11 protein-coding genes are annotated in these 14,529 nt (G+C 73.4%); 10 read left to right on the forward strand and 1 reads right to left on the reverse strand.

Translation table 11 applies throughout. The features are described 5' to 3' along the window. On the reverse strand, positions 1–180 hold a 180-nt coding region (locus tag ACWEPL_RS52775), incomplete at its 3' end, for a hypothetical protein (protein WP_452440919.1). A gap of 106 nt (positions 181–286) precedes the next feature. Between ACWEPL_RS52775 and ACWEPL_RS52780 the strand changes: the two genes are divergently transcribed. The 10 genes from ACWEPL_RS52780 to ACWEPL_RS52825 all read left to right on the forward strand — a co-directional run bounded on the left by ACWEPL_RS52780 (position 287) and on the right by ACWEPL_RS52825 (position 14,510). Then, positions 287–1,066, forward strand: coding sequence for a hypothetical protein (locus ACWEPL_RS52780; protein ID WP_452440920.1), 780 nt, complete (start codon positions 287–289; stop codon positions 1,064–1,066). 127 nt (positions 1,067–1,193) lie between these two features. Continuing rightward, positions 1,194–1,484 (forward strand): hypothetical protein, encoded by a 291-nt coding sequence (locus ACWEPL_RS52785; RefSeq protein WP_452440921.1) that lies wholly within the window; start codon positions 1,194–1,196, stop codon positions 1,482–1,484. Positions 1,485–1,573: 89 nt separating this feature from the next. Next, positions 1,574–1,867 (forward strand): hypothetical protein, encoded by a 294-nt coding sequence (locus ACWEPL_RS52790; protein ID WP_363966969.1) that lies wholly within the window; start codon positions 1,574–1,576, stop codon positions 1,865–1,867. A gap of 6 nt (positions 1,868–1,873) precedes the next feature. Further along, the gene (locus ACWEPL_RS52795; RefSeq protein ID WP_452440923.1) at positions 1,874–2,590 is read left to right on the forward strand and encodes a hypothetical protein; all 717 of its coding nucleotides are present in this window, start codon (positions 1,874–1,876) and stop codon (positions 2,588–2,590) included. Beyond that, entirely contained in the window at positions 2,583–4,748 is a 2,166-nt protein-coding gene (locus ACWEPL_RS52800; protein ID WP_452440924.1) for a cysteine peptidase family C39 domain-containing protein, read from the forward strand. Before ACWEPL_RS52795 ends, ACWEPL_RS52800 begins: the two co-directional genes overlap by 8 nt. Next, positions 4,745–7,342, forward strand: a complete 2,598-nt coding sequence (locus ACWEPL_RS52805; RefSeq protein ID WP_452440925.1) for an ATP-binding cassette domain-containing protein — start codon at positions 4,745–4,747, stop codon at positions 7,340–7,342. Before ACWEPL_RS52800 ends, ACWEPL_RS52805 begins: the two co-directional genes overlap by 4 nt. Position 7,343: 1 nt before the next feature. After that, positions 7,344–10,541: a type 2 lanthipeptide synthetase LanM gene (lanM, locus tag ACWEPL_RS52810; RefSeq protein WP_452440927.1), complete on the forward strand. Its 3,198-nt coding sequence runs from the start codon at positions 7,344–7,346 to the stop codon at positions 10,539–10,541. 14 nt (positions 10,542–10,555) lie between these two features. Further along, positions 10,556–12,814, forward strand: a complete 2,259-nt coding sequence (locus ACWEPL_RS52815; protein WP_452440928.1) for a TOMM precursor leader peptide-binding protein — start codon at positions 10,556–10,558, stop codon at positions 12,812–12,814. Further along, on the forward strand, positions 12,811–14,196 hold the full coding sequence (locus ACWEPL_RS52820) for a SagB/ThcOx family dehydrogenase (protein WP_452440929.1): 1,386 nt from the start codon (positions 12,811–12,813) through the stop codon (positions 14,194–14,196). The genes ACWEPL_RS52815 and ACWEPL_RS52820 overlap by 4 nt, the downstream gene beginning before the upstream one ends. After that, complete coding sequence (locus ACWEPL_RS52825) at positions 14,196–14,510, forward strand: hypothetical protein (protein ID WP_363966955.1); 315 nt, start codon at positions 14,196–14,198, stop codon at positions 14,508–14,510. The genes ACWEPL_RS52820 and ACWEPL_RS52825 overlap by 1 nt, the downstream gene beginning before the upstream one ends. Positions 14,511–14,529: the final 19 nt, after the last annotated feature.

The following is a 14,529-nucleotide window of genomic DNA, read 5'->3' on the forward strand; positions in this document are numbered from 1 at the left end:
GCGCGCCGCGGGGCGGGCGGGGGGCGGGCCGCGCGCGGCCCGGGCGCGGGCCCCCGCGGGGGCCGGGCGGCGCGCCCCGCCCCGCCCCCCCACCACCGCCCCATCCCCGGCCGTTGCGGGCCTGGTGATCGCGGCGGGTTCGCGGGCGACGGTCAAGCCTCCGGTCAGCGGCGTCGGCATCAACGGCGCCGGACTGTTCGGTGCGGAAGTCGCGAAAAATCCGATATGCGAGAAAAGTAACCAGTGATGCGTTGCCTCCGCCGAGATCGGTTGTCATGATCCGCTTGTGACCCAGACAGGGGTTCCCGGTTCGAGGGCGGCGGCTCGCGCGCCACTGGAGGTGCGGCTCGGCCGCGCGGCGATCGTGGCGTTCGCCGTTTACCTGATCTTTCCCACATTCGGTTACTACATCGAGAATCCACATCCCTGGCGCATCCCAGGCATCCTCCTGGCGATCGCGGTCCTCGCCCTCTACATCGCGGCCGGCTGCACCGGCCCGCGCGGGCCGTGGCACCGGTGGGCGGTGGGGGTCATGGCGCTCCTGGTCTACCTGCCGCTTCCGTTCCTGGGCGAGTGGTGGGCCGCGTCGGGCGTCTTCCTCGCCGCGATGGCGCTGGGGCTCCTGCCCAGGCCGTACCCCCTGCCGGCGTCCCTGCTGGTGGCCGTCGCCGAGACGGCCAAGTCGATGGTGCTCGGCGACGATCTCGTGGGCGGGCTGTCCTGGACCCTGTCCCTCTCCGTGGCGGCCATCCCCCTGGCGGGTCTGACACATTTCGCGGAAACGGCGCGGGTCCTCTACGCGACCAGGGCCGAGCTGGCCATGGTCGAGGTGGCGGCGCAGCGCGCGCGGGCGATGGGCGAGCTGGAGGGCATCCTCGGCAGCCGGATCGACGCCATCGCCGAGCAGGGCCGCAGGGCCGTCGCCGGCGTGGAGGGCGACGCGGAGAACGTCAAGAAAGAGCTGGGCCGCATGCTCGACATGGCCCGCGAGGCCCAGAGTGAGATGCGCGGTTTCGCGCATCGGGAGCAGCAGCTCCCATCGGGAAATCCTGATTACCAGAAATGATGAACATCACGATATGTCGGTGTTAGTTGTTTCTGGCGGCTTTTGCCGCTGATGACGAATCTGGACCTCGTAGGCGGCCGCCCCCGACCCACCCGGAACCCCGGGGCCTCATCAACGAGGTGACCTCATGCCAGAAGACCCCACCCTGTCCCCGGAACTGCGCAGGCAGATAGCCAGATTCGTCGCACGCGCCTGGTCCGACGAGTCGCTCAGGCGGGAGTTCGAACGAGACCCGCGCGCCGCCCTCGCCGAAGCGGGCGTCGACTGGCCGCGTGAGCTGCCCCCGCCCGACCTGCCTGACCAACCCGGCCAGGCCATCGACCTGGAGAGCCTCGAATCGTCCGCGGGCGGAGCCCTCGGCACGATCGGCACGGTGAGCTGCCCGACCGGATGCTTCTCCGGCGGACAGAGCGCCTGACGACCTCTCAAGGCGTGGTGGTGGGCAGTCCAGATGCCCACCACCTCGCCGGACCAGCATCTCACACACCCGCGGCGGGAGGACTTGTGATGACTGTGGACATGATCGGCTGGGACACGACTCAGCGCAGGGCGTTCGGCGAGCTGACCGCGAGGTCGTGGCTCGACGCCGACTTCAGACTCCGGTACGAGCGCGATCCCCTCTCGGTCCTGGCCGAGTACAACCTCCGGCCGGCCGACGGGGCAGGCGCCCCGACGCTGCCGCCGGAGCCCGGCGCCGAGCTCGTCATCGAGATCCTCGACGGGTCCGCGGAGATGCCGCCGCCCCCTCCGTGCCTGCTCAGCCTCTGCTTCTGCCTGTACACGCCGACCCCGGGAGAGTGACACGCGATGACCATGACCGCGACGGAGGCGCCAGGAGGCGAGCGGATCGACGAGCTCGTTTCCACGGTGCGGGCCAAGGCCTGGCTCGCCGCGGCCGCGCTCATCCTGGTCGCGGGCTGCGCGGCGAGCTGGGCCTGGCTGGGGCAGGTTCGTGACGTGGTCGCCGGCACCGGCGTGCTGGTGGCGGGCGCCGGTCCCGTGCCGGTGGCCGCCCCCGTGCCCGGCAGCGTGGCCGAGGTCCTGGTCCGCGTGGGCCAGGAGGTGACCCCGGCGACGCCGTTGGCCGTGCTGGCCGACGAGCGGGGAGGCAGGCACGTCGTGACGGGCACCGCGAGGGGACGGGTGCTGCGTACGGCGGCCCCCGGCGCGGTCCTCGCCGCGGGTGGCACCGTCGCGGCGGTCGACCCGGCCGCCGGCCCCCTGCGGGCGGTGCTCATGGTCGGCCGGGACAGGATCGGCGCGCTCGCCCCGGGCCAGACCGTCACGTTCGGCGGCACGGGCGCGCGGGGCCGGGTGAGCGCGGTCGAACCGTACCCCGCCTCGGCCGAGCTGCTGCGCCCGCTGTTCGGCGAGGCCCTGCGGGCGGACGGGCGGCACCTGGTGACCGTCGACCTCGACCGGCAGGCCTGGCCGGGCGCCACGCTCACCCCGGTGTCAGGGGAGATCACCGTCGCCGTCGTCCGCCCCGTGGACGCCCTGTTCGCCGGAGGACGTCGTGGCTGAGCACGCGACCAGGCCGCGCCCGGTCCGCACCGAGCGCCGGCCGCAGATGGAGGACGCCGACTGCGGGCCCGCCTGCCTGAGCACCATCTTCGCCCACCACGGACTGCGCGTCCCCGTACGCGAGATCAGGGAACGGTGCGGAGTGGGCAGGGACGGCCTCACGGGAGCCGGGCTCAAGGCGGCGGCCGAGGAGTACGGCTTCACCATCGGCGGCTGGCGGGTGGAGGCCGACGAGCTGGAGAGCTTCCCCGTCCCTTCGATGATCTTCGTCGACCAGCGGCACTACGTGGTGCTGGAGGGCATGCGCAAGCGGTGGGCCTACCTCAACGACCCCGCCGTGGGCAGGATCCGGCTGAGCAGGGAGGAGTTCCGGCGGCGATTCAGCGGGATCGTCCTGGTACCGCGTCCGGGCGAGGGCTTCACGCCGGGAGGGCCGCGGTTCCCCATGGCCCGCTCGGTGCTGGCGAAGGTGCGGCCGTACCTGTCCACGCTGCTCGCCATCGCCGTCATGGCCTTCATGCTGGCCCTGCCCGCGGCGGTCACCGCGCTGCTGACCCGGCTCCTGCTGGGCAAGGTGCTGGTCGCCGATGGCGCGGCCTGGTCCGCGCCCGTGCTCCTCGGGCTGCTCGGCTGCGTGGGCTTCACCCTGGCCGGCATGTGGGCGCAGCAGCGGCTGCTCGGCGCCGTGCAGCTGGCGATGGCGGCCGACCTGTCCGGCCGGTACGTGTGGCGGCTGCTCAGGCTGCCGGGCGACCACTTCCACCGGCGGCAGACCGGTGGCCTGGTGACCAGGACGTCCTTCGGCGCGGGGCTGGCCCTGCTGCTGTCGGACCGGGTAGCCGCCGTCATAGCGGCCGTGCTCACCATGGTGGTGCACTCGTCGATCCTGTTCGCCTTCCACCCGGCCTTCGCCGCCGTCGCCGTGCTGCTCGCGGCGGTCAATCTGGTGGCGATGCGCGCGGTCAGCCGCCGCACCGCCCCGCACCAGCAGCGGCTCATCTTCGACGAGCACCGCAGGGACAGCATGGCGTTCAACGGCGTCTCGATGGCCGAGTCGCTGAAGGCCGACGGCGCCGAGGGATGGTTCTTCGCCAAGTGGGCGGGGCTGTCGGCGCGGACCATGTCGGCCGTCCAGGAACTGATGCGGGTCACGCAGGCGCTGATGGTGGTGCCCGCCGCGCTCGGCTCGCTCGCCGGGGCCACCATGGTGATCACCGGAGCGGTGCTGATGGCCCGCGGTGAGGTCACGATGGAGACCGTCATCGCGGCCCAGCTCCTCGTCGGCGCCTTCCTCGTACCCATGTCCTCGCTGGTCGGGGTCGGCGCCGAGGCACAGGTCGCGGTCGCGCAGACCGGCATGCTCGACGACGCGCTGCACGCCGAGCCCGACCCCCGCCACGCCGAGCCCCCCGGCGCCCCCGAGGGGGCGGGAGGCCTGCGCGGCACGGTGGAGTTCGACGGGGTCACCTTCGGGTACGACCGCCAGCACGGGCCGGTGATCGAAGGGCTGTCGTGGCGCGCGGAGCCCGGCCAGCGCATCGCCATCGTCGGCCGCACCGGCAGCGGCAAGTCCACGGTCGCCCGCCTGCTCACCGGAGCGGCCGTGCCGTGGTCCGGGCAGATCAGGTTCGACGGCGTGCCGAGGGACGAGATGCCCAGGGAGACGCTGTCCACCTCGATCGGCTACGTGGAGCAGAACCTGCAGGTGTTCGAGGGCACGGTGGCCGACAACCTCACGCTGTGGGACCCGACGGTTCCCGCGTACCGGCTGCGCCGTGCGCTCGGCGACGCCTGCATCGCCGAGGTGGTCCACCGCAGGGGCGGGCTGTCGGGCGGCTGGGTCGAGGAGCGGGGCCGCAACCTGTCGGGCGGCGAGCGGCAGCGCCTGGAGATCGCCAGGGCGCTCGCGCTGTCCCCCTCGGTGCTGGTGCTGGACGAGGCCACCAGCGCGCTGGACGCGGAGACCGAGGCCCTGGTGGACGCCAACCTCAAAGCCAGGGGCTGCACGTGCGTGGTCATCGCACACCGGCTCAGCACCGTACGCGACAGCGATCTGATCCTCGTGCTGGACCGCGGCAAGGTCGTCCAGCGGGGAACCCACGCCGAGCTCATCGCCGAGTCCGGCCCCTACCGCACACTCGTCGAGGAAGCGGCATGAACGGCTATCCCGTCAGCGAGATCGAGCTGATCGACCCCTATGCCTGCTGGCACGTGGTCAGCGGCTCCGTCGACGTCCTGCTGGCGCCCGTGGACGGCCAGGGCCCCCGCCGCCGCGTCGTCCGCGTGGAGAGCGGGCAGCTCATGCACGGCTTCGCCGCCACCGACCTGCCGCAGGGATACACCGTTCTGGCCTCCCCGGCCGACGGGACGTCGGTGCGCCGCGTCCGCAGGGACGCGGGCGCGCTGTCGGCCTGGGCGCGCCGCCTCCACGAGCCTGGTGGGCAGGCCGGCGCGGGCGGCGGCCGGACGGCGGCGCTCGACCCGCCGAGCGAGCGCGAGCTGCGCGCACTGCACCGCGGGGCGCTGGAGCAGGTGCTGCTGCTGGCCGAGGCGGAGGAGGCCGACCGGGACAACTGGCGCGTGGCCAGGGTGGCGGCCACGAGCGAGACGCTCCGGCGGTCGTTCGCCGATGTCGGGGTCGCCGCCGGCGCGCCGCCCTCCCCTGACCGGCCCCGGACGACCGCCGAACACGCCGCGAAAGTGGTCAAGACGCTCGGCGACCACTGCGGGTTCGCCGTGCGGGAGAGCGCCCCGGGCACCGGCCCCGACGCCGGCCCTGACGCCGGCTCTGCGTCCGGCGACCCGCTCGGCGCGGCGCTGGACGCCGCCAGGGTCAGGCACCGGCGGGTACGCCTTTCCGGACGATGGTGGCGCACGGCCACCGTCCCCATGATCGGCTTCACCCGGGAGGGCGGGCGGCCGGTGGCGCTCCTGCCGCACCGGGGCGGCTACCGCGCAGCGGACCCGGCGGCGGACCCGTGCCGGGTGACCGAGTCCGTGGCCGCCGGCCTCGCCCCGGACGCCTGGCAGATCTACCCGCCGCTCGGCGAGGGCGTCGCCACCCCCGTCGCGCTGCTCAGGTTCGGCCTGCGCGGCGCGGGCAGGGAGCTGGCCTGGCTCCTCGCGGCCGGCGGCGGCGCCGGGCTGCTCGCGCTCGGCGTCCCCCTGTTCACCTTCAGCCTGCTGACCTCCGCGTCCAATCCCGCCGACCGGCCCGCGACGATCTGGACCGCGGTGATCATCGCCGCCATGGTGTGCGCGAGCGCCCTGCTCCTCGCCGTGCGCAACTCGGTGCTCGTACGCGTCCACGGACGTCTCCAGGAACGGCTCGAACCTGCCGTCTGGAGCCACCTCATCTCCCTCGACCTGCCGTTCTTCAACCGGTACAGCACCGGCGAGCTGGTCCAGCGCGCCAACGCCATCTCCGACATGCGCAAGGCGCTCGGCGAGGCCGCGGTCAGCTCCCTCCTCGGCGGCATGTTCTCCCTGTTCGGCCTGCTGGCGCTGCTCGCCGTGGACTGGCGGCTGGCCCTGGTCGCGCTGGGCGGGGTGGTCGCGCTGCTCGCCGTGCTCGCCGGGCGCGCGGTCCGGCAGCAGCGGCACGAGCTGGTCATGCACGAGCAGTACGGGAAGGTCTACTCCCTGTTGTACGCCTGCCTCGGCGCGATCGACAAGATCCACGTCGCGGGCCGGGAGGCCCAGGTGTTCGGGCTGTGGTCCCGGCTGTTCGCGACGCAGCAGCGCGCGGCCGAGGCGATCCAGCGCGAGCGGGCGGTGTCGACGGCGATCGGCGCCTCGGCGCAGCCGGCGCTGCTGCTGCTCCTCGCCGCCACCGGCCTGGCCTGGGGCGTCCCGACGGCGTCCTTCGTGATCGCCGCCGTGGCGCTCGGCCAGTTCGTGCTCGCGCTCGGCCAGATGAACAGGGCGGTGGAAGCGGCCTTCGCCCTCCTGCCCCGGTTCGAGCGGCTGCGCCCGGTGCTGGAGCGGGCGCCCGAGACGTCGCCGGGCGCGAAGGACCCGGGCGAGCTGAGCGGGCTGGTACGGCTCAGCGGCGTCTCCTTCGCCTACCCCGGCACCGCGATGCGGATCCTCGACGACGTGTCGATGGTGTTCAAGCCGGGCGAGTTCGTCGCGGTCGCGGGCCCCTCCGGCGCGGGCAAGTCCACGCTGGTACGGCTGCTGCTGGGCTTCGAACCGCCCCGCACCGGCCAGGTGCTCTACGACGGCGGCGACCTGCGCGACCTCGACCTGCGGCGCGTGCGCGCCCAGGTGGGCGTGGTGATGCAGCAGGCCAGAGTGCTCAGGGGCTCGATCCTGGAGAACATCATCGGCGACGTGCCCGGCGCGACGGAGGAGGACGCCTGGTGGGCGGCCCGCCTGGCCGACCTGGACGGCGACATCGCCGCGATGCCCATGGGCCTGCACACCGTCGTCGGAGAGGACAACGCGTCCTTCTCGGGCGGTCAGCTCCAGCGGCTGCTCATCGCCAGAGCGCTGGTGAAGCGCCCGCGCATCCTCATCCTCGACGAGGCGACGAGCGCCCTGGACAACCACACCCAGGCGCTGGTCAGCCGGAGGATCGCCGAGTTGGACATCACCCGGATCGTGATCGCGCACCGGCTGAGCACCATCAAGTCGGCGGATCGGATCTACGTACTCGACCAGGGGAGGGTCGTCGCCGACGGCCCCTTCGAGGAGCTGATGGACGACAGCCGGCTCTTCGCCCGCATGGTCCGCCGACAGGAGGTCTGAGATGACGGTCTCGGTTCACGCCGGATACGCCGAAGCGCAGGGCGAGGGCCTGCTCGCGGTTCCGGGTGGGGACGAACGGCTGATAGCCGTGCTCGCCGCGGCGGCGCCCTTCCCCGAGCGCGTGTCGGGAGAGTTCTTCGTCCCCGTGGCGGGGCGCAGCCCGCGCCAGGCGTCCGAACGCACCAAACGCTGGCTGAAGGCCGCCGTCGGCGACGACGAGGACGCCATGCGGGCGCTGCTGCACCACCGCAGGCGCTCCGGCCGCGACCTCGGCGCCGGGCTCGTCGACGTCCGGCTCGCCGACCCGGGCAGGCTGCCCGACTGGGGTTACGCCCTGGTGGACTTCCTGCTCGCCCAGCCGCCCACGGCCGCGGCCGATCCCGCGTCCGGGCGGCCCGGCTCCCCGTTCGTGGCGTTCAGGCGCGCCGTCAACCGGCTGGTGGACATGAAGGACGGGACGGTACGCGGAGTCCCCGTCACCCCCGAGGCGTGCGAGGACATCGCGGGCCAGCTGATCGAGCGCCTGACGCAGGTCTGCTTCTCCGGCTTCGCGTTCGAGGCGCAGCTCGCCGGCACCGCCAACGACGTGTCCGCCTGGCTGCAGAGCCCCGGCCTGGACGTCAGCCAGTCCGGCTGGCTCGACCGGCTGGAGACGCTCCCGGGGCTGGCCTACGTCATGGGCATGGCCTGCCTGCAGTGGCGGCGCGTCGTTCACGAGCTCTTCGACCGGTTGAACGCCGACCTGCCGGAGCTGCGCAGGACGTTGTGGGGCTGGACCGCCCCTGGACCGGTCACGGGATACTCCGGCGACTCGGGCGACCCGCACAACCACGGCCGGGTGGTCACGTTGCTCACCTTCGCCTCGGGCGAGCGGGTCGTCTACAAGCCGAAGGACCTGCGCTCGGTGGTCGGGCTGATGGACGTGTGCACCCTGCTGAACAACCACGGGCTGCCGCTCACCCTGCACACCCGCGCGGTCCTCCTGCGCGACGGCTACGGCTGGGAGGAGTACGTCACCGCCGAGCCCGCCACCGACGAGGACAGCGTACGGCGCTACTACACGCGCCTGGGCATGCTGGCCAGGCTCGCCCAGTTCCTGGAGTGCCGCGACCTGTGGGCCGACAACCTGGTCGCCAAGGGGGACACGCCGGTCTTCATCGACCTGGAGAACGTCCTCCAGGGCCGCATCAGCAAGCCCGCCCTCATCGGAGACCGCATCCAGTCCCTGTGGGGGCAGGTCGAGGAGACGGTGGTCAAGACCGCCGTCATCAGCTTTCCCCGGGTGATCGCGGGCGGCGTCCAGTCGCACGACATCGGCTGCATGGCCGGACTGCAGGAGCAGGTCGCGCAGAACCCCCAGTTGTACCCGCTCGGCTGGGAGGCGCCGCCGTACCGGCCCACGTGGGGCGCGGGCGAGCTGGCCGACCCGAGCCGCTACGCCGACGAGGTGGCCGAGGGCTACCGGCAGATGCAGGACTGCCTGACGCGCAACCGGGAGCTGCTGGCCGACGCCCGCGGCCCGCTCGCGCTGTTGGAGGACGCGCCGGTCCGTTACATCTGGCGCAGCACCTGGGACTGCGTCGAGCTGCTCGGCATGAGCCTGAGCCCGGGGGCGCTGATCGACGGGATGGCCAGGGAGATCACCTTCGCCCACCTGTTCCGCAGCGCCCGCGAGACGCTGCGGCGGGACCCGGGGCGCGAGGACATCCTGGAGATCGTCGAGCAGGAGATCGACGCGTTCCGCCGGATGGACATCCCCCTGTTCGTCTCCAGGCCCGGCTCGGACTCGGTGTTCACCTCCGACGGCGTCGAGATCCCCGGGCACTTCTCGGGCACGGCGTGGCAGCGGGTTCAGGACCGCCTCGCCGACCTGGCGGGGTTCCCGGTGGACGAGCAGCTCGCCGTGCTGGAGACCTGCCTGGACTTCACGGGCGCGGGGCAACTGCCCACCTTGTTCCCCGGCCCCGGGCCCCGGCCCCGCACGGTGCGCGAGATCGGCCAGTACGTCTACGACCTGTCGGGCCGGCGGGCGGAGCCCGAGGCCGAGGTGCTGCTCGCCCGCGCCGGCGAGCTCGCCGACCAGGTGCTCGCCAGCGCCGTCCCGCTCGGCACGCCCGCGGGCGGCCCCGTCGGCGAGCGGTCCGGCTGGATCGGCGTGGTCACCTATCCCGCGCACGGCCTGGACCAGGTCGAACCCCTTCAGGGTGACCTGCTCACCGGCACCGCCGGCCTCGCCGTCTTCCTCGCCGAGCTGTACGCCAACACGGGCGCCCCCGGCCACTGGACGGCCGCGCAGGACGCGCTGGACGCCTCGGCCGAGTTCGCGACGCTGTCCACGCAGTCGGGCGTCTACCGCAGGATGTGCGGGACACTCGCGCCCGTCGGGGCGTTCGTGGGCCTCGGCTCGACCATCTACGCGCTGAGCCGCTGCGGCGCCACCCTGGCCGACACCAGGCTCGTGGAGCGGGCGGTCGCGCTGGTGCCGCTCGCCGAGGCCCAGCTGTCCCTGCCGACCAGCGCCGAACCCGTGCTGGGCCGGGCCGGGCTGCTGCTCGCCCTGCACAAGCTGCGCGAGGCGGCCCCGACGGCGGTCCCCGCGGCCGAGGCGCTCGCCGCGCGGCTGCACGAGGAGCTGCTGGCCGAGCTGGCCGGCGGCGGCGCGGCCCGGTCGCCGTACCCGCCGGGCGTGCCCGCGCTCGACGGGGTGCCCACCGGGGTGGACGGGCTGGTGTGGGCGCTGGCCGCCAGCGCGAGCGCGCTGGGGGAGGCCGGCCCCGGGAAGACCGGCGCTGCCGCCGCGCCGCTGCTGGCGCACCGGTTCGCCCTCGACACGCCCGGCTCGCTGCTCGCCGCCGTCGCCACCGCCCACCTCCTCACCGGCGAGGTGCCCGGCGACCTGCGGGAGCGCGTGGCCAGGTACTGCGCGCCCGACGCCGGACGTTCCTGCGCGCGGCTCGTCGTGGACGCCGAGGTGGCGCTGCACACGGCCCGCCTGACCGGCGACGGGGCGCTGGAGCGGTCCGCCCGCGAACTGGCCGCCGAGCTGCTGCGCCGCCGCGACCACACGGGCCGCTGGTTCGCCGACCGGCGGCGCGCCGACCGCCTGTCCCTGTCCGCCACCGACGGGCTCGCCGCGGCGGGGCTCACCCTCCTCCGGCTCGCCGACGACCAGGTCGCCTCGCTGCGCCTCGTGCACTGACCGAAAGGAACGTTATGGACGCCCGACCATCTTTCCGTCGCCACTTCAGGGTCGAGGTCATCGAGGGAGACGGGGTCTTCCTGATCAACGAGCGCGACACGCATGTGCTCACCGGCCGGTCGATCGAGGCGGTGGCCGGCCTGCTCGACGGCAAGCACACCGTCAACGACATCCTGGTCGCGGTGGAGCCGGACGTCCCGCCGGAGAACGTCTACTACGTGCTCCACATGCTCAGGCAGCGCGATCTGCTGGTCGACGTCACCGAGGACGTGGATCGGAGGACGGCCGCCTACTGGGAGATGGCCGGACTCCAGGCGCAGGAGGCGGTCGCCGCGGTGCGCGGCGGGCGGGCCGAGCTGCTCACCGTCGGGGACGTGCCCGCCGAGGAGCTGCGGGACCTGCTGGTCGCCGAGGGGGTGGAGGTGACCGGCCCCGGGGAGGACGCGGCGCTGACCGTCGTGCTGACCGACGACTACCTGCGCGGAGAGCTGGCCGACGTCAACCGGCGGCACCTGGCGGAGCGGCGCCCATGGCTGCTGGCCCGCACGACCGGCCCCGTCCTCTGGCTGGGCCCCGTCTTCCAGCCGGGGGAGGGCGACGGCGGCTGCTGGCGATGCCTGTCCCAGCGGCTGGAAGGGCACCGGCAGTCGCTGACGTACGTGGAGGACAGGTTACGGAGCAGCCGCCCGCTGGCCCTGCCCGCCGCCGACCTGGCGCTGACCCGCGGCGCGGGCGTGCGGCTCGTCGCGGCCGAGGCGGCGAAGTGGCTGGCCGGGGCGAGGAACCCGCAGCAGCGCGACCTGGTCACCTTCGACACCATGCGCCTCGGCGCCACCCGCCACGAGCTGCGGCGCAGGCCGCAGTGCCCGGAGTGCGGCGACGCCGGCCTGATGGCCGCGGCCGCGCAGTCCCCGGTCGAGCTGCGCTCACGGCCCAAGACCTTCACCGCCGACGGCGGCCACCGCTCCAAGCACCCGGAGGACACCGCCGAGCGGTACGCCCACCTGGTCAGCCCGGTCACGGGCGTCATCCGTGAACTCACCCGGATGGACACCAGGACGCCGTTCGTCAAGGCGTACGTGGCCGGGCACAACTTCTCCCGGGAGACCCGCGACCTCGCCATGCTGCGCAAGGGCCTGCGGACCCAGAGCGCCGGCAAGGGCATGACCGACCTGCAGGCCAAGGTCAGCGCCATGTGCGAGGCGATGGAGCGCTACTCGGGCATCTTCCAGGGCGACGAGGCCAGGCGCACGGCGAGCCTGCGGGAGCTCGGCGCGGACGCCGTGCACCCGAACGCCTGCTCACTCTACAGCGACGCCCAGTACCGCACCCGCCGGGAGGTCCGCGCCACCTCCAGCTACTCCTACGTCAACGACCCCTTCGACGAGGACGCCGCGATCGAATGGACGCCCGTGTGGTCGCTGACCGAGCGGCGGCACAAGTACCTGCCCACCGGCTACCTCTATTACTACTACAACGACCAACGCTCCACCGGCCCGCTCTACACCTGGGCCGACTCCAACGGCAACGCCGCCGGCTCCTCCCTGGAGGACGCCGTCCTGCAGGGCTTCATGGAGCTCGTCGAGCGGGACGCGGTGGCCGTGTGGTGGTACAACCGTCTGCGCCGGCCCGCCTTCGACCTCGGCACCTTCGCCGACCCGTGGATCTCCGAGTTCCAGGAGGTCTACGCCGGTCTCGGCCGCGACCTGCACGTGCTCGACCTCACCAACGACCTCGGCGTCCCGGTGGCCGCCGCGGTCAGCCGCCGGGTCGACGGGCCGACCGAGGACATCCTCATGGCCTTCGGCGCCCACTTCGACGTGCGCATCGCCGTCCAGCGCGCCCTGGCCGAGCTGAACCAGTTCATCCCCGCGGTCATCGACGTCGGCCCGGACGGCGTCACCCGTTACCGGTTCCCCGAGCGCGACCAGGTCGACTGGTGGACGAACGCGCGCGTCGCCGACCACCCCTACCTCTCGCCCACCTCGATCTCCGTGCCCGCGTCCGCCTACGCCCGGCCGGCCACCGCCGACCTGCTCGACGACGTCGAAGCGGCCCGCGCGCTGGTCGAGGAGCGCGGGATGGAGATGCTCGTGCTCGACCAGACCAGGCCCGACATCGGCCTGCCGGTCGTCAAGGTCATCGTGCCCGGCCTGCGCCACTTCTGGCGGCGGCTGGCCCCCGGCCGCCTCTACGACGTGCCCGTACGGCTCGGCTGGCTCGCCGAGCCCACCCCGGAGGAGCAGATGAACCCCATCACGATGTTCCTGTGACCGGCCCGGCGCCCCTCCCCATGGTGGGGCTGCGCGAGGACGCGGTCGTCGAGTCCGCGGGCGGCGTGCTGACCATCGCGCAACCCTTCGGCACGGTCACCCTGCGCGGCCTGCCGCAGGCCGTCGAGTCGCTGCTGCGCGAGCTGCCCGGCACGCTGGCGGACCAGGACGATCTGGCCGAGCGGCTCCTCGCGGCGGGCGGCACCAGCCACGACGCTGCCCTGCTGTACCTGACGCTGTCGCGGCTGAGCGCGGTCCTCGTCCACGCGGTCGAGCCGCTGCTGCGGGTGGTGCCCATCACCCGCGACGCCCGGTTCCGGCTGCCCGCGCTCGCTCCGAGTGACACCGTGCGCCTGTCGAGGTTCGCGCTCGTCCGCAGGGCGGATCAGGGACTCGTCCTGGAGTCCCCGCTGTCCCGGCACCGCGTCACGCTCACCGAGGACGCCATGCCGCTGCTCTCCGCGCTCGGCCGTCCGGTCATGGTGAAGGAGGCGCCCGAGGCGATCGGCCATCTCGTCGCCGCCGGCATGGCCTTCGCCGGAGACGCCGAGGAACGCGACCCCGCGCTGCGCTCGTGGGACTTCCACGACCTGCTCTTTCACGCCAGGAGCAGAGCAGGGCGGCACGACCGGCCGTTCGGCGCGACCTTCCGCTTCCTGGACGAGACGCCGCCGCCACCGGTGATCAAGCAGCCTCCCGAGGGCGCCGCCGTCGAGCTGTACGCGCCCTCCCTGGAGGAGGCCGCCGCGGCAGACCCGCCGTTCACCACCGTGCTGGAGTCGCGCAGATCGGTGCGCCAGTACGCCGGCCCGCCGACGGTCCGGCAGCTCGGCGAGCTGCTCTACCGGGCCGCCAGGGTCAGGCGCGTCTTCGGGCCGGCGCCCGGCATGCCGTACGAGGCCAGCAGCAGGCCCTATCCGGGCGGCGGCGCCGTCTACGAGCTGGAGCTGTACCTGACCGTGGCCCGGTGCGAGGGCCTGGACAGCGGCGCCTACTACTACGACCCGCTCGGCCACCGGCTCGTCACCCTCCCCGCCAGGGACGAGGACGCGCGGGCGATGCTGGCCGCGGCGAGCCTGGCCACGGGCGGGACGGCCAGCCCCGACGTGCTGATCACCATCACCTCGCGCTTCCAGCGCATGTCGTGGAAGTACTCCTCGATCGCCTACGCCGCCACGTTGAAGACCGTCGGCGCGCTCTACCAGACCTTCTACCTGGTGGCCACCGCGATGGGCATGGCGCCCTGCGGCCTCGGCAGCGGCGACGCCGACCTGGCCGCCCGCACCTTCGGCCTCGACTGGGCCACCGAGTCGTCGGTCGGGGACTTCCTCATCGGCGGCGCCCCCGCAGAGTCCGATCCGCACAGACAAGGAGACCGCTGATGGCCGAAAGCATCTACATCCTCGGGGACGAGGACCGCAGGAAGTTCGCCCGGCTGGTGGCGGCGGCGTGGCAGGACGCCGAGCTGCGGAGCCGCTACGAGAGCAGCCCCAGGGCCCTGCTGAGCCAGTACGGCATCGTCTACCCGGAAGGCGTGCCCACGCCGCCGCTGCCGCCCAAGCCGGAAGGCGAGTTCGACATCACCGACCTGGAGTCGGCCGCCGGCTCTTCGGAGCCCGGCACGGTCAGCACCATTCTCACGCTCACCAGCATGACCGGGCCGAGCGTCCCCAACACGACGGGCGACACGTTCTGAGCGATCGCGCTCTGTCCGG

It is taken from the genome of Nonomuraea sp. NPDC004186 (assembly GCF_053603495.1).